Genomic DNA, 22,454 nt, shown 5'->3' on the forward strand with positions numbered 1-22,454 from the left:
TAAAGATTGATATAAAAAACAAATAAAATCAATCAGTTATGTTTGTTTTTAATTAGGGATTATAAAAGAAAGAAAATGAAACGATTATTTAGTTATGTGCCCTTGGTCATATTTTGATAAAAATTCTTTTTTTTTGGTTGATAATTCGCGTCGCGAAAAATATGCTGTTTCTAACCTAATTTAGGTTTTTTCCCCACTTGGGGTTTTATATTTGGAAATAGGCATTGTGCTTATTTCTTTTTTAGTCAAAGTCAAAGAGGAAACAATGCTATGGTTATGCAACATGCTAAACCAGGCAGGGTGGCACTTGTCGTTATGGGCGCATTGCTTGTAACTGCACTACCTGCAAAAATGTCTCATGCTGATGGATTTATTGATGACTCAACCTTAACCGGTGGTCTTTTCTATTGGCAACGTGACCGTGATAGAAAAGAGTTAACCCCAAACAGCCCCGATTACGGCAAATACAAAGCTAACTTACATCATTCTACCTTCAACGCTAATCTAGATTTTTCATCAGGTTACCTTGGTGATTTTATTGGTATTGATTTAGCAGCCTTTGGCGCTGCTGAATTGAATAACAGTGGCCCTGCGGCACCTAATGAAATCGGTTTTAGTGATGCAAAAAGTCGCTGGGATGAAAAATGGACAGGCGATCGTAGTGGTATGAGCGTATATAAAGCCGCTGCAAAATTCAAATTAGGTAATTTCTGGGCACAAGGCGGATATATTCAACCTAAAGGCCAAAGTTTATTACGCCCGCACTGGAGCTTCTTACCGGGAACTTATCGTGGGGCGGAAGCTGGAGCAGTTTTCGATTTCGATAAAAGTGGTGAATTATCTTTCTCCTATATGTGGACAGATGAATACAAAGCACCATGGTATCGGAATATGTATAACTTTCGCAAAGCTGATCTAGAAACGAATATTAGCTATCTTCACTCTTTCGGCGCCAAATATGATTTTAAAAACAGCCTAGTATTAGAAGCTGCATTTGGTCAGGCCGATGGTTATATCGATCAGTATTTTGGTAAAGTTTCTTATGATTTCCCAATTGCTGACAATGCATTAAGAACGTCTTACCAATTCTACGGTGCTAAAGATAAAGTGACCGGTGGTGGCGTTAATGACGTTTATGATGGGCTGGCATGGTTACAAGCACTGACTTTTGGTTATACCTATAATGTATTTGACTTCAAAGTAGAAGGAACGTGGGTTAAAGCTGAAGGTAATCAAGGTTATTTTTTACAGCGTATGACTCCGGGTTGGGCAACATCTAATGGTCGTCTTGATGTCTGGTGGGATGGTCGTTCTGACTTTAACGCCAATGGTGAAAAAGCACTTTATGCGGGTGTAATGTACGATCTGAAAAATTGGGATCTATCTGGCTGGGCGGTAGGTACTTCTTATGTTTACGCATGGGATGCTAAGCCAAGTGGTAAAGCCATTTATGATCAAGGTCAGCGTATTAGAGAAAGTGCATGGAATGCGGATATTATGTATACGGTTCAAGAAGGTCGAGCTAAAGGCACTCTCTTTAAACTTCACTATACCCGTTATGATAACCACTCCGATATTCCAAGTTATGAAGGTGGTTTTGGTAATATTTTCCAAGATGAAAAAGACGTTAAATTTAACGTGATAATGCCATTTACTATTTTCTAATACCAGCATAAGGATAAAGTGTACTCATTACACTTTATCCTGAATAAAACTAAAAAAGCTAAATACGATTACGATAAGTAAAAACAAACCTCATTAATGAAGTGAAATTGTCAGCAGTAGTAAGAAGTAGAAGAGTCGAAGTAAAAAGTAGTAAAGAGTCGTTTTAAAATCGCAGTATGTAGTAAAAGTAATGAAGTAAAGTCGTCATGTCATGTCGTCTGAGATAAATGTGAGTGGGTTATGTTTATCTCCTGTGCTTCAGTTATTTCGCAAAATTTGCGTAAGGTATTTACCCTAAGTAAAGGCAGTCAGAGTGGGTATCGTAGTGGGGGGTAAATACCTTTATTTTTTTCATTCCTTCCTTTTTCGTCCTTTTCATCCTTGTAGGTTTTTTTATTCTATGGCAAATTTCTTGCCATTCATTTTATCTCATCTTATTTATTATTTTGCATTGAATGCAGTTCGATAATGCACGTTTTCAGGAAGAAGCATGTTAAAGCGATTGGATGATTTTTTATTAGAACCACCATTGAAGCCCTTTAAAGGTATAAAACGATTTATTGTTGAATTTCTTTTTTTTGGTGTGAAAGAGGCGCGTTCTTGTTTATTTGCGGGATTTTTCTTTTTTATTTTATTTGCAACACCAAGTAAAGGAGTATTAGGGATACCTCGTTATGACGTTTTACTTATTCTCGCTATTGCTTTCCAATTATGGATGGTATGGGGAAAACTTGAAACATGGGATGAATTTAAAGCGATCTGTTTTTTCCACATCGTTGGTTTTGTGATGGAATTATTTAAAACATCAGCAGCAATTGGATCGTGGAAATACCCTGATTTTGCTTACACTAAATTGTGGGAAGTGCCTTTATTTACAGGATTTATGTACTCCGCGGTAGGAAGTTATTTAATTCAAGCATGGCGTTTTTTAAAAGTACGAATTGAACATTATCCACCTTATTGGATGGCAACTTTAGTTGCACTCGCTATCTATATTAATTTCTTTTCTCATCACTTTATCGGTGATTATCGCTGGTATTTAACTGCTTTTATTTTAGGTCTTTATGCTCGTAGTGTGGTTTATTTTACGCCTTATGATACAGAGCGAAAAATGCCACTATTATTGGCTTTTGTTCTGATAGGTTTCTTTATTTGGCTTGCTGAGAATTTCGGTACATTTTTTGGTGTTTGGCAATATCCTAACCAGATTGGTGCTTGGTCTGCTGTGCATGCAGGGAAATGGGGCTCTTGGTCACTGTTAGTCATTGTTACATTTACTATCGTGGTTCATTTAAAACATATTAAACACAGTATCAGTGTGCCTAAGTAGAGTTATTTTATCCTCAAATTTAAGGTAATAAAAAAGGAACTGTGAACAGTTCCTTTTTTTTACTGAGAGATTATCCAGAATGAATTATTTCTCATCATGTGCGTGGCTATCTTCTTTACAATTGCCTTCAGCGCAGTGGCCATATAAATAAAGGCTATGATTGGAAAGCTTGATACCATGACGTTCAGCGATGTTTCTTTGGCGCACTTCAATCGCATCATCTGTAAACTCGATAACTTTGCCACAATCAAGACAAATTAAATGATCGTGATGGTGTTGTTGAGTTAATTCAAATACTGATTTACCACCTTCAAAATTATGTCGGGTAACAATACCAGCATCGTCAAATTGGTTTAAGACGCGATACACGGTTGCCAGACCAATCTCTTCACCGATATCGATGAGTTTTTTATAGAGATCTTCAGCACTGACATGATGGCACTCAGGATCCTGGAGCACTTCCAAGATCTTTAAGCGAGGAAGTGTAACTTTTAACCCAGCATTTTTTAACGCTTTATTATTGTCGGTCATGCGGATTTAATCCTGTTGCTAATGGTGAATTTAATTTTTGTGCTCACTAATAGGGTTGATTCATTAACACTCGGGTGAATAAATAACCTTATTGATTATAGGCATGATATTTAAAAATAAACACCCCTACCTATCACACTATCTTAGCACACCATTGAATAATTATCATTCTCAATATTGAGTATTTATTTATCCCAGAATTTCATCTAGGCTCATTTCTTCTTTGATTTGAGCAACCCAAGCATCAACACGCTCTTCGGTTAATTCTGGTTGACGGTCTTCATCAATCGCAAGGCCGATAAAGTGATTATCATCTGCAAGCCCTTTAGAGGCTTCAAAATGGTAACCTTCTGTTGGCCAGTGACCCACAATGACAGCACCACGAGGTTCGATAATATCGCGAATTGTGCCCATTGCATCACAGAAGTATTCTGCATAGTCCTCTTGGTCGCCACAACCGAACAGTGCAACCAACTTACCTTCAAAATTAATATCTTCTAGTGTTGGGAAAAAGTCATCCCAATCGCATTGTGCTTCACCATAATACCAAGTAGGAATACCTAGTAACAGAATATCAAATGCTTCGATATCTTCTTTACTGGATTTTGCGATATCATGAACTTCGGCATTATCAGCGCCCAGTCTTTCTTGAAGCATTTTGGCAATATTTTCAGTGTTGCCGGTATCACTGCCGAAGAATATACCTATGATTGCCATAAAGTGAGATAACCTCTTTTATTCTATATTCGTTATACTTCAAATTGTCGCATTGTTGACTACGTTGATTCGTACTAATTACATACTTTGTATGTACCAGTAACGCCTTTACTTGCCAATTAGCCACACTTCGAAATAGTTAGAGTATATTTGTCTGTGTTTGAACAATTACTAGTGAAAAATAAACATCTTGTTTTCATAATAGAAAACTAAAAAACGTATTTTGACGAAAATAGCAGGGTAATTCTGTCAAATTTGTGTGGTTTAGCTGCTAGCTATTCTCATTATGATGTATTTTCAAGGCGTGATTTTGCGCCAATTGTTCTAGTAATATTTCTTCAATAAGTTCGCTACGGCTAACATTTCTTGCAGTCGCCAACTCATTAAGTGCATTCACAGCATCTTCATTTAATTTCAACTCAACTCGACGTAAACCATTGACTCTGTCTCGTCTTAATTGATTGCGTTTATTAATTCTAAGCTGTTCATCCCGAGAAAGCGGGTTTGTTTTAGGTCGCCCAGGTCTGCGTTCATCTGCGAACAAATCCAGTGTGGTGCGATCAGTTTGTTCTTTTGCCATAAATTTTGCTGTGAAAGGGCGTATACCAATGACTAAATTGCGAAACGCCCAATAATACCCCACATAGTGGCGTCCTGCCACTGCTTCCTGAGTTTAACCTATTGTCATTTGGTGTTTTTATCGACAGACTGTGTGATTAAGTACAATAATTATACATTCAGCTAAATTATTACTTCCTTAATTACGCCACTTTCAGTAATAAATTATGCTTTTGATAAAAAACGACGAATAGCGTTAATAACAGTGTTAGGTTTTTCTGAATGTACCCAATGTCCAGTGTTTGCTACGACAAAAGCGCTAGCTTGCGGAAATTGGCGTGCAATATCATTACGATATTCATCTAATATGTAAGGCGATAAACCACCACGAATAAATAGCACCGGATAATTCCAAGCAGGGACTTCTTGCCAACCAATAATCTCTGAATAGGCATTTTTGATCGCAGATAAATTAAATAGCCATTCACCACTTTTAAATGATTTAAGTAAAAACTGAATAACGCCCTCTTCTTTAATAAAGGGGCTCATAATTTCTACTGCATCTTGACGTCGTGTAACTTGAGCTTTAGTGACGGCTTCAAGTGCCGCAAAAATGTTATCGTGGCGGCGAACATTGTAAGCTACAGGTGACATATCTATTACGACAATGCGAGCAATTCGCTCAGGCGCTAATGCTGTCATTGCCATTGCAATTTTGCCTCCCATGGAGTGCCCGATAATGATGGCTTTTGAGATATGTAAACTATCGAGTAATGTAAGTACATCTTGTGCCATATCTTGATAGTTCATACTTTCACTATGAGGGGAATGTCCATGATTACGCACATCAATTTGGATCACTGTGTGGTCTTGGCGTAGATCACGCCCTAAGACGCCTAAATTATTTAAGTCACCAAAAAGGCCGTGGATCAAAACAATAGGTAAATTGGATGCAGGTGCTGTTTCAGGCTGATGTAATTGATAATTTAATAATGTATTGAGTTTCATGTTAATGACCAAAAAATAATTGCGATTTTTTCTATGATGACATGCACAAGATACTAAGCCAACTTATCGTAATAATATGCGTGAGTGATTAAGAGTAGAAATAATTGATAAGGGAAATTTATAAAAAACCACATAATTGATATTATTTAGATGTTTATTCTAAACTTATTTAAAAAGTCGAAATCTTGACATTGCTCAAAAATAAATATTTAGAATTTTATATTATTTGATGGTTGGTGTGGTGTGATAAGGCGGTATTTGAAGCAGGCTTTGTTTGAATAAGTTCAAAGAATAGAAGATGATACCGAGATAAACAATAGGATAAATACCAAGCTTAGCCATTGAAATGGCTGGATCTTGTATAGATCTTCTTTAAGTTATTGAAATTTTACCTATTTTGTTTTTAAAGATTATATCTTATAATCCTAATTACTTTTTTTTGAAAACAGTACTGGGTAGCAATGAAAAAGATAGAAATTGATGACGAACTTTACCGCTATATTGCTAGCGAAACTAGACATATCGGTGAAAGCGCTTCAGATATTTTAAGGCGTCTACTGAAGCTTGATGCCAAACAGCCCGTACAGCCAGTCGTTGTCACTGAGTCAGTACAAGCACCTGTTATTAAACAGGAAGCTGAACCTAAATCGATTACACCAGCAAAAAATCCGGTCCGTGAAATGCGAGAACTGTTGTTATCTGACAGCTATGCAGAAAAAACAAAATCAGTTGATCGTTTTTTACAGATCCTTTCTACGTTATATAGCCTAGATAGCGCTACTTTTACTCAATCTGCTGAAACAGTACATGGACGAACACGCATCTATTTTGCTGGTGATGAACAAACATTACTCGATAGTGGACGTCATACAAAACCGCGCCATATTTCAGGCACGCCATTTTGGGTTATTACTAACTCCAATACAGAGCGTAAAAGAACAATGGTACAAAGCATCATGCAGGATATGCAATTTCCTGCGAATGAGATTGATAAGGTGTGTGGAACTATCTAACCACTATTGTTAATTGATGCATTGCAAAGGCTTTTGTTTAAAGCGTGCTTGTGATGTCAAATAGGAGAAGATTTGTGGCAATTCATCCAAGAGCAGGGCAGCATACTCACCAAAGTGATCTGATTAATGTGGCGCAATTAACGTCGCAATATTATTCACTTAAACCACAAGCTAGCATTAATGCTCATCGTGTGAAGTTCGGTACATCTGGCCATCGCGGAAGTGCAAATCGCCATAGCTTCAATGAAGCCCATATTTTGGCAATTGCACAAGCTATTGCTGAAGTACGCGCAAAAAATGGAGTAACAGGGCCATGTTACGTGGGTAAAGATACCCATGGACTGTCAGAGCCTGCATTTATTTCTGTTTTAGAAGTACTCGCTGCTAATAAAGTGAACGTGATTATCCAAGAAAATAATGGTTATACACCGACGCCAGCGGTCTCTTTTTCTATTTTGACTTACAACAATGTACATCAAGATATTGCTGATGGTATTGTGATCACTCCATCACATAACCCCCCTGAAGATGGCGGTATTAAATATAACCCATCAAACGGTGGACCTGCTGATACCGATTTAACGTCTGTTATTGAAAAACGTGCTAATGAACTGCTTGAAAATAATTTAGCAGGGATCAAACGTCTTTCTTATGATGAAGCATTGGTGAGTGGTTATATTGAAGCTCAAGACTTAATTATGCCTTATGTCAAAGCGTTAGGTGACGTTGTTGATATGGAAGCCATTAAGAAAGCAGGCTTAAAATTAGGTGTTGACCCATTAGGTGGTTCCGGTATCGAGTACTGGAAACGCATTGGTGAGTATTATGGTCTTGATCTTGAATTGGTTAACGATCAAGTCGATCAGACATTCCGTTTTATGACTCTTGATCATGATGGCGTTATTCGTATGGACTGTTCATCACCATGGGCAATGGAAGGTTTATTACAATTGCGTGATAAATTTGACTTAGCATTTGCCAACGATCCTGATTATGACCGTCATGGTATTGTGACGCCGTCAGGTTTAATGAACCCAAACCACTATTTAGCAGCTGCGATTAACTATCTTTTCCGTCATCGTCCACAATGGGCTAAAGATGTAAAAGTAGGTAAAACACTGGTTTCAAGTGCAATGATTGACCGTGTTGTAGCTGACTTAGGTCGTGAGCTAGTTGAAGTGCCAGTTGGTTTTAAATGGTTTGTTCAAGGCTTATTTAGTGGTGAATTTGGCTTTGGTGGTGAAGAGAGTGCAGGGGCATCTTTCTTGCGTTTTAACGGTAAACCATGGTCAACCGATAAAGACGGTATCATTTTATGTTTGTTAGCTGCTGAAATGAAAGCAGTCACAGGCAAAGATCCACAAGAGCATTACAATGAACTAGCGCAGCGTTTTGGTTCACCAAGCTATAATCGTATTCAAGCATCAGCAACCCATGAACAAAAAGCATTGCTGTCACGTTTATCACCAGAAATGGTAACAGCAAGCACCTTAGCGGGCGACCCAATTACGGCTCGTTTAACACATGCTTCAGGTAATGGTGCCTCTATTGGTGGTTTAAAAGTGATGACAGATTACGGCTGGTTTGCGGCTCGTCCATCAGGCACTGAAGAAGCGTATAAAATTTACTGCGAAAGCTTCCGTGGTCCTGAGCATCGTGAGTTAATTGAAAAAGAAGCCATTGAAATAGTAAATAATGTCTTTGCTAACAAATAAGTTAGTGTAATAAGCTATTTATATAGAATACACTCTACCAAAAGGTAGAGTGTATTTTTTTAATCATTAAATATTTTTAGATCACAGCATTGATATCCATCATTGAGGTTGATTTAGAATTAAAAATAGAGTGGATAATCAATGCAAAATAATTTTGTTTTACGCAGTGTACGTTACATGCTGGATCTCAGTGATGCACATATGGTTGAGATCATGAAGCTAGCTGATTACACCGTTACGAAAGAATTAGTTAATAGTTGGTTGAAAAAAGATGATGAACCTGAATTTGTCGAGTGTGACGATAATGCAATGGGGCATTTTTTAAATGGTCTAATTTTTTATCGTCGCGGAAAAGATGAAAACTTCCCAGCACCTGAAGTTGAAAAGCGTATTACAAATAACATTATCTTGAAAAAATTACGTGTCGCTTTTGAACTCAAAGATGTGGATATTCTAAAAATTTATGAGCTTGCTGACTTCCGTGTTTCTAAGCCTGAATTAAGTGCTGTATTTCGTAAGCCAGGACATAAAAACTACCGTAACTGTGGTGATCAGCTAGTAAGATATTTTCTTAAAGGATTAACCGAAACCCTACGTGGTAAAGGTAAAGCAGTTAAGAAATAAACAAATCTTAATTAATAATTATTCCCTCTTTAATGAACTGACCCCAGTTTATTAATAGAGGGATTTTTTTAAAACGCTCTGTAGTACGAGAACTCGTATTTAATCTTTAATTTTTATGGTGTACATTGTACGCTTCAAGGTGACAGATTAGAAAGGGAACTTAATGAGTCATGCAATAGAATTTATTGAAACGTCAATATTTACTCAGCAAATCAAGTTATTAGCTACAGATGAAGAAATACGAACACTTCAAAATGAACTGATAGGTAGACCTGATAAAGGCGATCTAATTCAAGGAACTGGCGGGTTACGTAAAATAAGAATGGCGGTAGGTAACCAAGGAAAAAAGTGCAAGTGCTAGAGTTATTTATTTTTTAGCAACTAAAAAAGTTATCTATTTAGTTATGGCGTACCCAAAAAGAGTAAAAGTGAGTTTAACTGCTCTAGAAAAGATTGAGTTAAAAAAACTCACAAAACGACTTAAAGGCGAAATGTGATATGAGTTTCTTCAATGATTTAAAAGCCTCTTTAGAAGAAGCCGTAGAAATTAAAAATGGCGATAAAAAGGCATCGAAAGTTACTCGTTTTGAAGTTGCTGATGTAAAAGCAATTAGAAAACAACTTAACGTTTCACAAAGCGAGTTTGCAAATGCGCTGGGGATTAGTGTTGATACAGTCAAAAGTTGGGAACTGAAAAGACGTAATCCAACAGGGCTTACCGCAAAAGTGCTTATCGCAATTCATAACAATCCTAGCTTATTTAAAGAGTTAGCTAGTATCTAACTTCTTTAACTTTTTTACTGCTAAATTTGTTTTATTTGGTAGTAAACCCTTATTTTAGAATATCTCATATCTCCTCACTGGTTTGATTTTTTTCTTTTTTGATAATTTATTCTCGAAATTATTTACTACTCATTCAGTTAAGTAAAAACACCGATCTTATTTTGTTAACAATTATGTTATTTATGTTTCATTTTTGTTTCTATTCTGAAATTTAATTACATATCAAGCAAAATAAAGGTGATTTTTCGCACGAATTGAGTGGTCTGATCAGTAGTAAAATTTCATCAAATGAGGTAAAATTTCAACATCAAATTAATCTCTATACAGGAGAGCACTATGCCAGCTTATAACGAATATACAAAAAAACATGTTTTAGCCCGTCGTACTGGTGCTGTTGCGCTAGGTGTTGCGGCATTTCCTGTTATGGTTTTTCATCCTAAACGCGCACAATTTTATAGCTATATACATCGTGTATGGTCTAAAACAAGTGATAAACCAGTTTGGCTGGCAAAATCAGAAGTGGCATTAAATAGCCACAAATAACAGAACATCAAAATAACGCCTACATATGTAGGCGTTATTTTTATCCTCTCTTTTTTAAGCATTTTAGCAATGCTACCTTCTCGTTTTTTCTTAACTTCAAATAATTCGCAAATTTTACGTTACAATAAAGAATAATGGTTTACTTAAACGGGTGCTTTTAACCTATTGCTATTTATTAGATTGTTATATAAATAGTGGCATTCGTGATAACAGGGAGATGAATGAAATGAAAAACACTGATCTGGAACGAGTGATTAATGAGAAACTAAGCATTGAAAATTTTCAAGATTATGCACCTAATGGCCTTCAAGTCGAAGGGCGCCCTCATATTCAAAAAATAATAACGGGAGTGACCGCTAGCCAAGCATTACTTGATGAAGCGGTACGATTAAATGCGGATGCGATTTTAGTTCACCATGGCTATTTTTGGAAAAATGAGCCAGTTGTTATTCGCTCAATGAAGCGTAACCGCTTAAAGACATTACTTTGCAATGACATTAATCTTTTTGGTTATCACTTGCCATTAGATGCGCACCCAATCCTAGGTAACAATGCTCAATTAGCATTAAAAATGGGTATTAAAGTTGAAGGTGAAATCATGCCTTTAGTGCCTAAAGGTGTATTTGATTTACCTTTAGCACCGCTTGAATTAAAAGCACGTTTAGAAAAATCATTACAACGCAATGTATTACATTGCGGTGATAATGCATCTGATACTATTCGTACTATTGCTTGGTGTACAGGAGGCGGACAAGGTTTTATTCAAGATGCAGCAGAGCATGGTGTAGATGCTTTTGTGACAGGCGAAGTCTCAGAACAGACCATTCATATCGCAAGAGAAATGGGGGTTCATTTCTTTGCTGCGGGGCACCATGCAACAGAGCGTTATGGCATTAAAGCATTAGGTGAATGGCTGGCTCAAACACATCATTTAGATGTGACATTTGTTGATATTGATAATCCAGCGTAAACCCATTTATTGTTATCTTAAAAGCTATCTCTCTTTAATTTGAGAGATAGCTTTTTTTGTTAATACTAATTACTCGTTAAGCTGAATAGGTAACGGACTCTGCAATTGTTGCAGGTTATCGCATAGCCAAATTAACTGTAATAACGCCCGTGAGTCACGGGAAGTTAATGTCAAATAATAAGCTAATTGATCAGCAATTAATGTCATTCCTAAATCATCTGCGGTGTGTTTGCTTATTTCTAATTGCTCTTTTTGCATTTCAGAGAGTAACTCCCGTCCAGTACATGCTTGGGCTTCTAATACTGACAAAATAGGACGACAGAATTTTTGTGCCAAGGTCGGCTCACTGTGATGCATTGCTGTTTGTTGCTTACGTTTAGCCATATATTCTTGAATACGGCTAATAAAGCCTGATTGTTTTTTCTTACGTGGAAATTGGTCAAAATCGAGATAAAACAGTTCAATGCCTTTTTCTGTATTGATCCAAATGGTCGTTGGCAATAAGTCTATATTGAGATCGCGTCGAACGGGTTGTACTGTGATTGCGACAATTTCTAACTCTTTTTTGGTAAGAAAGCGCAACTCTTCTAGATTATTTTGTGTTGTTCCTTCCCAATAAAGGCGCAAGAATGCTGAGTTTTCATGATTATCGGATACTTCCCAAATTACACATTGCTCTACCTCATACCAAATTAAAGGTTTGTAGTTTTTGATATGCAGAACAAGAGGGGAGAGAAATCCTTCTGTTTGATGGGCGAAGTAATCGGGTAAATCTTGCCAATTATTGATGCCTAGCTCAGTTTGTAAATTGTTATAGTCTGTAATACCAAGAAAATCCGCTTGATTTTGAGCAAAACTATCACCAATGGTGGCAAGCTTTCCTTCATCAGAAATACGAGGCTCTTGTAATAAAAAAGGACGACGCATTAATTTATCCGCAGTTTGTTTCCATAATGACAAACTGTTCCAAACACCATAACGATTAAATAAGGTATCTAGCTGATTAGGGCGAGCTTGTGTTGCTTGTAATAGCTGTTTTCTTCACTATCCCAAAAGGTAAATGTTGCTCCTAATGCGCCACTTTGTGCTGTCCACCAATTTGCACCAATTGGAATAAGCGAGAGACTCGTTTTTTTATCGTCATATTGACGACGAAGTTGTCCTCGTAACACTTTTAGCTGTTCTGGTGTTGCATTAGATAATTGGAATAGATAGGCAGAAATATGGGCTAATAAACGCAAGACACTGCTTTCATCCATGGTGAAATGTCTTTCTGCTAACAGTTTAACTTGAGTACTTAATGTTCGTAAATAAGATGCTAAACGAGGCAAACCTTCCGCTCGGGCGGACATATTTAATAAGTGCAACTGTGTTGCACTGCTTAAGCTAATATGTGATAGCCCTTGACGTAATAAATCATAAATGAAGAGTTCGATGGTCTTAATTAGAGCTATTTCTTCATCATTCAGAGGACGTTTAGAAGATTGCACCGCAATTAAATTTTCAGGCCACGTCCAAGGCTTCGAGTGTTGCTCAAATAATTTAGCCACGACAGCGAGATGAAAGGCTTTTTTCTGTGAGTCAGAAAAAGGCGATAACATGCCATCATAACCACTCGCTTGTAAGAAAATAACAGGTTCATTCACATCAGGAAGTTGAATTTTTAACTGAGTTCCAGTGTCTTCTAGATTGAACGTTATATTTTCCCATTGCTCAATTAATTTAATCGCTGTTCGACACGCAGGTTTACCTGCTTTCTTGATCAGTAGTTCAGGATCAAGTGTAAATAAAGTGGGTAACAATGGCGTGATTTCAACAGATTCATTAATAGTTTCTGATGATGTTTCAATACTATTATCGCTGTTTGAATGATCGACATTACTAGCTTGGAGCCACAAAACAGCAGCTAAAATATGCTTACAGCAACCAGAAGCAGAACAATCGCAACTTGCTTGTTGAATACCCGCTTCGTGTAAAACAACATTTTGTCCATCACTACTAAACTGCCCTGTATTGGCATCAGTGAGTGAAACTTTTTCGTTATCAACATCTTTTTTTGCGCGTCTTAACAATCCAGCATTTGCAAAGACTGTTAGCGCATCTTCATCGTAATGAAAGTAAACTGTTTGCCAACTCATTGCATTACCTCTGCTAGCCATTGCGCGAAATGTTCTGGTGTTAAGGCTGCAACTTGCATACCTCTATCCGCGAGTTTTTGTGCAATCGCAGAGTCATAAACAGGTTGAGCTTCATCATCAAGTGCCGCAAGCCCTAATAATTTAACTTGTTGGCTATTAAGGCGTTGTGTGCAATCTAATAAGCGGTTTAATGAGCCACCTTCTTCAAAGTCGCTGATCAGTGAAATAACTGTACGTTTAGGGTTTTTGATCAAACTTTCACAGTATTGCATTGCACCAGCAATATCTGTACCGCCTCCTAATTGTACGGTCATTAAAACCTCAACAGGATCATCTGCTAAATGAGATAAATCGACAACTTGAGTATCAAAAACGACTAAAGAGACATTTACGGCAGGCAATGAAGCTAAAATACTGGCACAAACAGCCGCATACATAATGGAACTAGACATTGACGCACTTTGGTCAACGCAGAGAATAACATCCCACGGAAAATGCTGTTGCATCCGTGAGTTAAAATAAGGTGTTTCAATGACTAAGCGACGATTTTGGGTATCGTAATGTTTTAAATTTGCGGCAATAGTTGCGCGCCAATCAAAGTTACGACTATTAGGCACCAAAGAGCGTCTAAAGCGATTACGACGTCCCGTTAATGATTGGCGAAAATTATTACGAATCTGACGTAAAATGTCTTCAACTACTTTGCGAATAATAGTTTTAACAGCATCTCGTGTTTCTTCGCTCATTCGCCCACGCAAGCTTAACAGTGTTTTGGCTAAGGCTTTTGTAGGCTCCATTGCTTTTAACGTATTGGGATCTTTAAGAAAACTACTGATTTGATAACGTTCAATAGCTTGTGATTGCATACGTTCAAAGGTGCTATTAGGGAATAGCTTACGTGCTTGATTTAGCCAGTTTACCGCAGTAAGTTGCGATGCATCGAGTGAACCATGACGTCCTCGCTCTTGGCGAAGCCCTCGGCGCTGATATTCTCGGCGATAGAGGAAGTCGAGTGTACGTTCAACTTTTAAATCATCAGCATTAAAAGTCGCTTGCCCCAGAGCATCATCCGCATATTGACCTAAAATCAGGCGCCAGCGTTTTGCTTGTTGTATTTTATCTTCTGGCATATCGTCATTATGCTGACTCATGGGCATTGTCTCCTTTCTCTGCTTTCTTAGTATCAAACCAAGAAATCATGCCTTGTTCCGTTATACGCTGTTGCAGTTTTTGATTGAGTTTTGTGGCTTCAATCATTTGTTTAGCACTAAATTCTGACTGCCATAATGATAGCGCTTGTGTGTCTAAACCAATATCGTTGGCAATATATTGTGCAAGCTCTGCATTTTGCTTGGGATTAAGTTGGCTAAAAGCAAAACGCAGATCAGGTAAGATCTGAATAAAACGTTCTTCATCCCATTGTTGTAACAAGGTATTTAAGTGATCAACCAATAAAGGTAAGCGGATCACAAGCTCTGGTGCTGTTCGCATAATTCCGACAAAATAACCAATAGCCTGTTCAGGAGAACTTCCGGTACTAAACGTGGCATTTAATGCGTTTGTTAGAGTGGTTTCATCAATGTATGAGCCTAAATAGCGCAATGCATCAACAGCACCTTTTAATAAAGGCACTGCATCTAGTTGACCATCAAGGCGATTGAGTTGCTGATAGAAGTCACTTTTGTAATCATGTGGATTATTGAGTGATGGCATAAATTCAATCAGTTCACGTAAAGAGAGCAACGCTTGTAAATTGCTTTCTTGTTGTTGTTCATCACCTTGAGCGAGTTGTTCTAAGCAAAAAAATGCTTGAGGGATAACTTGATGTAGTCGATTTTCCAGTGCCAGTTCATCGGTAATATCAAGGTATTGACGACCTCGCCATAAATGGATCAATTTATGTCCACATTGAGTTAATGACTCAAGACGAAAATCTTGCTGAATATAGTTATCTAATAGTTTAAAGAGTGATGGAATACGCTGGTGGAGGCCAATTAATGCTGCTTGGATTAATAACGTGACCGCACTCTGGCTTGAACGGCTTTGCCCTTGTTCTTCAAGCTGTTTTTCCATTGATAACAGCTTACTTAGGGCGATAGCTTCAAGTTGTGAGCCTTTCTCAGATAATGAAATCAGTTCACCTTCTACATTGGGTGTCCAAGCGTATTGCCATTCTTCAAATAACAGATCTAGTTGATGACCAGAAAGAAAATCAGGGCCATTTACACGGTGTGCAAAATGGATCTCTAAGAAAGCCAATAAATGTAAAAAGCGACTTCTTAAGCGATGTTGCGGGTTACGGTAAACATCACATTTAGTGGTTTTTGCTAATGTATCATCAAGTTTAAAACGAAAACCTCTAGCACGTTCATAGGTTTCATTTACCAACGGTGGGGTTGCCGTACCTAATGGAATTTTACCTAAGAGATAGCCGGAAAAACAGGTTTTAATTTCTGTCCACAACTCGTTTTGACTATCATCTAAACTGCCTTTAATAAAGGCACTTTGTAAACCATCGAGTAAATCATAGCGACCTGTACCTGCATGATCTCTTAGTAAAGCGAGACGTAAACTCTGTTCAGCCGCCAGTTTTACAGCTAAATAGCTAGGCGGATTATCAAATTGTTTTTCTCTGATAGCCTGAGCTACTGAGCTTAGAAAAGCAATCCCCATTTTATTGCGATAAACTTGAGTTGGTTGTTTTGCAACATCATTATTCTCTAATTTATCATGATGTTGTTGCATCAAACTTTGCCAAACTTGTTGATAAAAAGCTGGAGATGGCATACCAGAAGCATAACCATTAAGTGCATCTAATCTGTCAAAACTGTAGCGAATAAGCCAAGCTTGTTCATTTTCACCCATTTTTTGCATTTTAGTGAATTGCTTTTGTTCTGTGCTAGAAATGGCGAAAGATTGAGATTGTGGATCGGCTAGACCTTCAATTAATGCAAGGGTATGGAATCCCCCAGTGACGATTAAAATTTTGGCATTGGGCTCTTGTTGTTTGATGGTTTGAATATGAGTGAGCATATGTGCTTCACGTTGTGAAGAGCCTTCAGATTCAAGCACTTCAGGTTCATAATCAAGACGCGCAAGTGCACACCAAATAAAGGTATCATTAAAGAGTGTTTGCCAATCTGCTAAAGCTTCAATATTGCGTAGCTCAAAAAGATGTTCCCAAACATCATCATGATCACGGCAATGACATTTTTTGGCTAATTGTGCAATAAATTGGCTATGGGCTAAATAACGTTCTTTTTGTAAGCTACGACTTTGTGAATCACTATACTCTTCGTTATTAACTTGAGCGGCCCAAGGTAAATCGATAAAGCGTGTTTTTGCATTGATGCGTAAACCACCTCGCAATGCTTGCCATTCAGGTGAGTATTCACAAAATGGAAAATAGGCAGAGTGCAGTGATTTTTCTCTTTCTTCTTGGTTACCATCATTATGCAAATATTCTGCTTGCCCCATAATAGCCACCGGAGGCAGGGTATCTTTATCAATTAGGCTTGGAATAAGAGAATTAAAGGTATCAGGGCCTTCAATTAAAATATAGTCAGGCTTTACCGAATCAATTAGTGATAAGACGGCATAAGCACAAGCGGGGCTGTGATGGCGTACAGGGGCAAAATAGAGATGTTGTTGCTGTAACGACGTCCATTTCAGTCGTGCTTGGTCAATTCTTTCTGGCAAAGGTATTGAAGGTAGCGTCACCGTGTCGATCCCTTTTCTGGGTGAAAAGGCAGAGTCAGTGAACTCTGCCTTTAATTGATAAATAACGTATTTATTTTGTAGCAATTAATCTCAGCGTGTTATTGCCAAAACTCTTTTGATGCATCAAAGAACGCTTTCCACTCTTTACTATTTCTTGCGCGTTCTCTCGCTACATTGTCCATGTAATAACGAATACGTTTAATATCATCAGCATTATCTTTTAATACAACACCGATTAATTGGCGCGCAATCGCACCCGCATTCATTACGCCATCACCTAAGTAATGTGCTTCTAATGCACAAGCATAAGCAATATTGACAGCTTCTGCGGTAGACATAACCGCATCAGGGGTTTTGATATTACCGCCATCTTGTGTATTACCTGAACGCAATTCTTGGAATGTGGTTACCAGTAATTCCACTACATCAGCAGGTACAGTCACTTCATTGGCTAAAGAGCCTAATTCATTTTCTAACTGTGATTGAATTAAGCTGATTTCAAATGCCGGATCACGAATGGGTTTTACAGTTTCGAAATTAAAACGACGCTTTAATGCGGCAGACATCTCGTGAACACCGCGATCACGTAAGTTTGCTGTACCAATAAGGTTAAATCCTGGTTTTGCACTAATACGCGCACCATCACCCATTTCTGGGATCATCAATTGTTTCTCTGACATCAAGGAAACCAGCACATCCTGAATTTCAGGAGGGCAACGGGTTATCTCTTCAAAGCGAACAATTTTACCTTGTAACATACCTTGATAAAGTGGTGATCCCACTAAAGCGCGTTCTGTTGGGCCTTCTGCTAATAGCAATGCATAGTTCCAAGAATACTTAATATGATCTTCTGTTGTGCCGGCAGTGCCTTGGATAGTTAGTCCTGAATCACCACTGATGGCGGCTGCAAAAAGCTCTGAGAGCATTGATTTTGCTGTACCTGGCTCACCAACTAGCATTAAACCTTGCTTGCCTAATAATGTGACAATTGCGCGATCAACCAAGGCATCGTCGCCGAAAAATTTAGGCGTGATACCTAACACATCATCACCTAAAATAAATTGGCGTACAGCACGAGGAGAGCGAAGCCATCCTTGTGGTTTAGGATTATTAACATCTGCTTTTGTTAAACGCTCTAGCTCTTGAGCAAATCGAACCTCAGCACTTTCCCTGATTGCTTGTTGTTCCGTGGGTGCTTTTTTAGCCATATTCTTTCCTAGTTATCCCTAATTATTACCAAGGTGTTTTCTTTTCCCATTCAGGATCGAATCCTGCACAAGCTTCAGCGATTTTTAGATAATCAGCATAACTTTCTGCTAATAAAATTGGCGGAACTTCTTTTAGCTCAATATTATTGCGATCCCAGTAATCTTGCTGATTTTTCTCAAAACTTAAATCAAATAAGACCGCAGGGATGTTTTCTTCTGGTACATAGCTACCACTGAAACCGATATTTACATAGTAGTTTAAACTAGAGAAGAATTTGTAATAGTGAGAGAACGAACCACCATCTTCAGCTGGCCCACGTTGATAGCCCATTTTGGTTAAAATGCCACGTAGTGTGAAGGTATCAGTGATCCAACCTTTTCTATCTTCAATCTCAGTCAGTTTTAGATCTAACTCAGGGATTTTATGTTCCATTTGTGAGAACAAGAATTTCACTTTGTAATCTTTGAAATGAGCAATCCATGCTTTACGTTCATCTTCATTAACTAATGCCGCGTGGGCTAATTGAATAAATGAGTCGTTTTGTAAAGTGACTTCGTCATCTTCAAGGTTAAGTAATGCGCCATCATCAGAAGGGCGGAACGTATTGATCACTTCGCCATCTTTCACTTCCTGCCAAACTAATTGTTCAATTAATTTATGCATAATTGGATGAGCTAAAATATATTCCTGCCAATCTGCGCTTAACCACTGACGTTGAGCACACATGGCTTCATATAAACGTACACTTTGTAATTCAATAACTTGTTTAAGTTCTTTTTTACTTGAAGTGAAAAGTTTTTTCGCTTCTTTAATCAGCTCTGCATCATCATTTTTGCGCGCGGCAGGTAACGCTTTAACTTCTTTACCTTCTGGATTAAATAGAACAAGCTTTTGTTTTGCATCCATTTTTGCGGTAAAGATACGCTCACCATATTCCAGCACTAATGTTCCGGTATCATCAAAACCTGCGGTTGGAATAGTTCTATCGGCTAATTCATCAGCACTCCAGCCATTACGCTCTGCGATTTGCGTAACTAAATTACGGGCCTTTTCCTGAACCGATGCAGTGCGATAGCGACGAGATAACGAAAGAAGAAGCTGAATAATAATAGGATCATTGCTTGAAGCAACCGCATCAATCATCGCTTCAATTTGAGCACGGCGCTGATAATGATCGCGCATATAGTTGCGCAATACAGATACCGCAACATGGCCTTCAATTCCGCAGATAAGCGCAAGCATACCTTTATCACTGATTGCTGAGCCTAAATAACGACGTAATACCTCGTTTTTAATCTCTTCAACCACTTGTTCTAAAGTGAAATTTTCATATTTAGCATAATATTCAGGATAACGTTTAGCCCAGTTTTGATAATTACTTAAACGCCCCGGCGCTTCACGTTGTGCTTCTACCATCGCTTCTTCCAGTGATGGCCCTTTAATATCCTGAGCCACGAAGGTATGTAGAATAAAGCTTGAAAGTTTATGTTGGCTATCGGTAGAAAGTAGTCCGATATAACGTTGCAATAACGCGTTGCCTCCTGGCATTTTTAATTTTACTGCCAGAATAATCCACCAACGGATAATCGCGGGATCAACCGCTTTTTTATTTTCCCATGTGAGTGCAGGGATTGCCTCAAAATTAAACCAAGCAAGGCTTGCTGGTGCTTTGGCTTTAAGGCCTTTTTCAGCTTCTGCTAATAATGTTTTTGGCGATAAGTAGCCTGAAATGTCTTCACCTAATTGCTCTAATGCAGTGAGTAAAGAGGCTCGAACTACTTCGCGTTTCTCTTTTTTCAATAAGGCATTAAGTGCAGGTAAGGAATCCGGATTATTTAAGCGAGCTAACCATTCAATGGCTGTAACACGGATCTCTTGTTTACTAGAGGTTAATCCTTCTTGTGCACTTAAATGAATATTAGGTAGTGTTTCTAATAATTTTTGTGCAGAAACGCGGTGTGTTTTATTTTCACCTAATGCCAATTCCATGATGCGTGGAACAAATTGTGCCGGAATTGTTGGGAAACGACCTAATACTTCAATACCTTGTGATGTTTCAAATTGGCGATAGCGATGTTCGCTTTGGTTTGGCATTAAGTTTAGCGCTTCTGCAATATAATCAGTGTGTTGAGAGAAAAAAGGCCAAACTTGTTCTGGTTTACGAAAACGACGTAAGCCATCTTGATAAGATTCTAAGCATAGTGCGGCGGTGATACGGGCTGCGCGTTTGAAGCTACATCTTTCTAATGCATTTTCAACTTGTCGTAATTCAATATCATTAAATAAACGCTCAGGAATATCGCCATTAAAGTAGTGAGAAGAAAAGTGATCGGCATGTTGGCGGTTGTTGGTTATCACACGTACAGCATGGAAGAATGTGTATTCTGGTAAATTAGGAATACGATTTTTGTGTTTAATAATTAGGATTTCATTCGACTGAATAGTACCTTGCCCGCTGTTGAGTTTATCAACTAATGCACGACATTGTTTTTCATCGATTTTAGATAAATCTTTATAATGACGTTGTGCCCAATTATAAGAGTGCTTCGATGTTTTATTTTCTTCAATTTCGCGTTCAGCATTTTCTTTCGCTTTAGCTAACATCTCATTGAAGTTACTGACCATAATATCACGGGCACTGTCGGGTAATGGTGTATCTTCTAATGGCGTAAAATCAGGCGCTTCGATGGCATCAACGGTGTTTGCGTTATCAGCAACGCTGAAACGTTGTAGGGCACTTTCAATGCTCTTGATGACTGCTTTTGAGGTTTCATGTTTTAAAGCTTCTTCAAGTACATCACGGTTTTCACCTTGGCGAGCAAATAAATCAGCTGCTTGTGTACGTTGTTTTGGCGTACCATTCATTAAAACATGGGTTAAATTTTCTTTTACAATTTTAGCCGGTAAGGTATTCAAAATAGGTTCTGCGGCTTTTTTCACTGTTTTTAAATTGCTGGTGGCAAGTAAAACAATAATATCTGCAAAGGTATCGCGTAATATCGTATTTTTATTTAGATAGTTAATTAGCTCAACTAAACCATTTGCTGACAGTTTTTCAATTAAATTTGTTTTAATAAACTCTTGATGTGAAAGTAGATAATCTTTTAAATCATGGAGTTCATAAATACGCTTAAGATTAGAAGCATAATATTCAGAGATATCTTTTCTATCGAATACTGCGAATAATGCATTTTCGCCTACAATATTGGCCTCTGCTTCGACCATTTTGGCGATAAATTCCATGCTCCAATGTTTACGATGCTCTAAATTAAGATTACGTGCATTATCATAAGTGGTGTAAAACGCATCAACTAACAGGTAAATAACCCAAGTTGGCACTTCAGTTGTTGTTACTTTGATATTGATATCTTGGCATGCAGCTGCAATAACTTTCGCATAACGAGCAACTTGTTCTAAGGAAAAGCTTTCGCCAACTTTAGAGTAGAGCTTATGGCGGGCATTAAGACCTTGGGTGATAACTTTACTATATTTTCCTGTATCAATATTACTGGCATACCACCACTCTAATGTTCCTGCACGATGAAAATAAACGGCTGCTTTTGCTGCATCTAGTTTATTTAATTCAAAAAGAATTTCAGGGTTTTTACCTGTAAGTACATAATCTAATGCACGTTTAGGTAATCCTTCATCAAATATAGCAAGCAGTACAAGAGATTCTTGGAGATATTTCTCAGTAATATCGACGTCTTTTTTCCCAAAAATAGGAAAAATGTCTAAGATTTTTTTTATCACGCCAGTTCCTTAAGCTATGTATGGATAAACAGTTTTTTTTACCATGAAATAGCGAAACGAACAATTTGATTATTACAGTTGGAATTATGGGCAAGATATATCATTTGTTAAATTTATAGATATAAACGCTAAAAAAGCTAACCTAACTTTATTAATATTCAATTCTGCAATATATAA

General features: G+C 37.8%; 16 protein-coding genes and 2 pseudogenes. 9 read left to right on the forward strand and 9 right to left on the reverse strand.

Features of this window, described 5'->3' with window-relative positions; all coding sequences use genetic code 11:
* The first annotated feature begins 270 nt into the window (after window positions 1-270).
* The gene (gene chiP / locus GTH24_RS05185; protein ID WP_072070224.1) at window positions 271-1,665 is read left to right on the forward strand and encodes a chitoporin ChiP; all 1,395 of its coding nucleotides are present in this window, start codon (window positions 271-273) and stop codon (window positions 1,663-1,665) included.
* A 490-nt stretch (window positions 1,666-2,155) separates the two neighbouring features.
* The gene (locus tag GTH24_RS05190; protein ID WP_164526029.1) at window positions 2,156-2,995 is read left to right on the forward strand and encodes a DUF817 domain-containing protein; all 840 of its coding nucleotides are present in this window, start codon (window positions 2,156-2,158) and stop codon (window positions 2,993-2,995) included.
* A gap of 84 nt (window positions 2,996-3,079) precedes the next feature.
* On the opposite strand, the gene fur is transcribed toward GTH24_RS05190, so the two are convergent.
* From fur to ybfF, 4 genes are all read right to left on the reverse strand, one after another.
* Entirely contained in the window at window positions 3,080-3,526 is a 447-nt protein-coding gene (fur, locus tag GTH24_RS05195; protein ID WP_006537692.1) for a ferric iron uptake transcriptional regulator, read from the reverse strand.
* 189 nt (window positions 3,527-3,715) lie between these two features.
* The gene (gene fldA / locus GTH24_RS05200; protein ID WP_115351382.1) at window positions 3,716-4,243 is read right to left on the reverse strand and encodes a flavodoxin FldA; all 528 of its coding nucleotides are present in this window, start codon (window positions 4,241-4,243) and stop codon (window positions 3,716-3,718) included.
* A gap of 271 nt (window positions 4,244-4,514) precedes the next feature.
* Window positions 4,515-4,823: a LexA regulated protein gene (gene ybfE / locus GTH24_RS05205; RefSeq protein WP_072070282.1), complete on the reverse strand. Its 309-nt coding sequence runs from the start codon at window positions 4,821-4,823 to the stop codon at window positions 4,515-4,517.
* A gap of 203 nt (window positions 4,824-5,026) precedes the next feature.
* On the reverse strand, window positions 5,027-5,809 hold the full coding sequence (ybfF, locus tag GTH24_RS05210) for an esterase (RefSeq protein WP_072070221.1): 783 nt from the start codon (window positions 5,807-5,809) through the stop codon (window positions 5,027-5,029).
* Window positions 5,810-6,270: 461 nt separating this feature from the next.
* On the opposite strand from ybfF, the gene seqA reads away from it, so the two are divergent.
* From seqA to GTH24_RS05245, 7 genes and pseudogenes are all read left to right on the forward strand, one after another.
* Window positions 6,271-6,822, forward strand: a complete 552-nt coding sequence (gene seqA / locus GTH24_RS05215; RefSeq protein ID WP_072070220.1) for a replication initiation negative regulator SeqA — start codon at window positions 6,271-6,273, stop codon at window positions 6,820-6,822.
* A gap of 74 nt (window positions 6,823-6,896) precedes the next feature.
* On the forward strand, window positions 6,897-8,537 hold the full coding sequence (gene pgm / locus GTH24_RS05220) for a phosphoglucomutase (alpha-D-glucose-1,6-bisphosphate-dependent) (RefSeq protein WP_164526030.1): 1,641 nt from the start codon (window positions 6,897-6,899) through the stop codon (window positions 8,535-8,537).
* A gap of 141 nt (window positions 8,538-8,678) precedes the next feature.
* A complete protein-coding gene (locus tag GTH24_RS05225) occupies window positions 8,679-9,161 on the forward strand; it encodes a DUF1456 family protein (RefSeq protein WP_072070218.1) in 483 nt (160 codons plus the stop codon).
* A 163-nt stretch (window positions 9,162-9,324) separates the two neighbouring features.
* Window positions 9,325-9,658, forward strand: a pseudogene (locus GTH24_RS05230) (type II toxin-antitoxin system RelE/ParE family toxin).
* 1 nt (window position 9,659) lies between these two features.
* The gene (nadS, locus tag GTH24_RS05235) at window positions 9,660-9,944 is read left to right on the forward strand and encodes a NadS family protein (protein WP_072070217.1); all 285 of its coding nucleotides are present in this window, start codon (window positions 9,660-9,662) and stop codon (window positions 9,942-9,944) included.
* Between the two features lie 336 nt (window positions 9,945-10,280).
* A complete protein-coding gene (locus GTH24_RS05240; RefSeq protein WP_072070216.1) occupies window positions 10,281-10,487 on the forward strand; it encodes a YbfA family protein in 207 nt (68 codons plus the stop codon).
* Window positions 10,488-10,713: 226 nt separating this feature from the next.
* The gene (locus GTH24_RS05245) at window positions 10,714-11,457 is read left to right on the forward strand and encodes a type 2 GTP cyclohydrolase I (RefSeq protein ID WP_072070215.1); all 744 of its coding nucleotides are present in this window, start codon (window positions 10,714-10,716) and stop codon (window positions 11,455-11,457) included.
* A gap of 69 nt (window positions 11,458-11,526) precedes the next feature.
* Here GTH24_RS05245 and GTH24_RS22355 read toward each other — a convergent pair.
* The 5 genes and pseudogenes from GTH24_RS22355 to GTH24_RS05270 form a co-directional block, all read right to left on the reverse strand.
* Window positions 11,527-13,595: pseudogene (locus GTH24_RS22355) on the reverse strand (SWIM zinc finger family protein).
* Entirely contained in the window at window positions 13,592-14,746 is a 1,155-nt protein-coding gene (locus GTH24_RS05255; RefSeq protein WP_072070213.1) for a VWA domain-containing protein, read from the reverse strand. The pseudogene GTH24_RS22355 and the gene GTH24_RS05255 overlap by 4 nt, the downstream one beginning before the upstream one ends.
* Entirely contained in the window at window positions 14,733-17,315 is a 2,583-nt protein-coding gene (locus GTH24_RS05260) for a DUF5682 family protein (protein ID WP_072070212.1), read from the reverse strand. Before GTH24_RS05260 ends, GTH24_RS05255 begins: the two co-directional genes overlap by 14 nt.
* Before the next feature lie 98 nt (window positions 17,316-17,413).
* Entirely contained in the window at window positions 17,414-18,523 is a 1,110-nt protein-coding gene (locus tag GTH24_RS05265; RefSeq protein ID WP_164526031.1) for an ATP-binding protein, read from the reverse strand.
* 25 nt (window positions 18,524-18,548) lie between these two features.
* Window positions 18,549-22,277, reverse strand: a complete 3,729-nt coding sequence (locus GTH24_RS05270; protein WP_164526032.1) for a DUF4132 domain-containing protein — start codon at window positions 22,275-22,277, stop codon at window positions 18,549-18,551.
* Window positions 22,278-22,454: the final 177 nt, after the last annotated feature.

Source organism: Proteus vulgaris (genome assembly GCF_011045815.1).
Taxonomy (GTDB): Bacteria; Pseudomonadota; Gammaproteobacteria; order Enterobacterales; family Enterobacteriaceae; genus Proteus; species Proteus vulgaris_B.

Bases quoted from the DNA above. Each gene is read 5' to 3' on its own strand.
- chiP (WP_072070224.1), top strand. From the start codon at position 271: ATGGTTATGCAACATGCTAAACCAGGCAGGGTGGCACTTGTCGTTATG.
- GTH24_RS05190 (WP_164526029.1), top strand. From the start codon at position 2,156: ATGTTAAAGCGATTGGATGATTTTTTATTAGAACCACCATTGAAGCCC.
- fur (WP_006537692.1), bottom strand. From the start codon at position 3,526: ATGACCGACAATAATAAAGCGTTAAAAAATGCTGGGTTAAAAGTTACA.
- fldA (WP_115351382.1), bottom strand. From the start codon at position 4,243: ATGGCAATCATAGGTATATTCTTCGGCAGTGATACCGGCAACACTGAA.
- ybfE (WP_072070282.1), bottom strand. From the start codon at position 4,823: ATGGCAAAAGAACAAACTGATCGCACCACACTGGATTTGTTCGCAGAT.
- ybfF (WP_072070221.1), bottom strand. From the start codon at position 5,809: ATGAAACTCAATACATTATTAAATTATCAATTACATCAGCCTGAAACA.
- seqA (WP_072070220.1), top strand. From the start codon at position 6,271: ATGAAAAAGATAGAAATTGATGACGAACTTTACCGCTATATTGCTAGC.
- GTH24_RS05225 (WP_072070218.1), top strand. From the start codon at position 8,679: ATGCAAAATAATTTTGTTTTACGCAGTGTACGTTACATGCTGGATCTC.
- nadS (WP_072070217.1), top strand. From the start codon at position 9,660: ATGAGTTTCTTCAATGATTTAAAAGCCTCTTTAGAAGAAGCCGTAGAA.
- GTH24_RS05240 (WP_072070216.1), top strand. From the start codon at position 10,281: ATGCCAGCTTATAACGAATATACAAAAAAACATGTTTTAGCCCGTCGT.
- GTH24_RS05245 (WP_072070215.1), top strand. From the start codon at position 10,714: ATGAAAAACACTGATCTGGAACGAGTGATTAATGAGAAACTAAGCATT.
- GTH24_RS05255 (WP_072070213.1), bottom strand. From the start codon at position 14,746: ATGAGTCAGCATAATGACGATATGCCAGAAGATAAAATACAACAAGCA.
- GTH24_RS05265 (WP_164526031.1), bottom strand. From the start codon at position 18,523: ATGGCTAAAAAAGCACCCACGGAACAACAAGCAATCAGGGAAAGTGCT.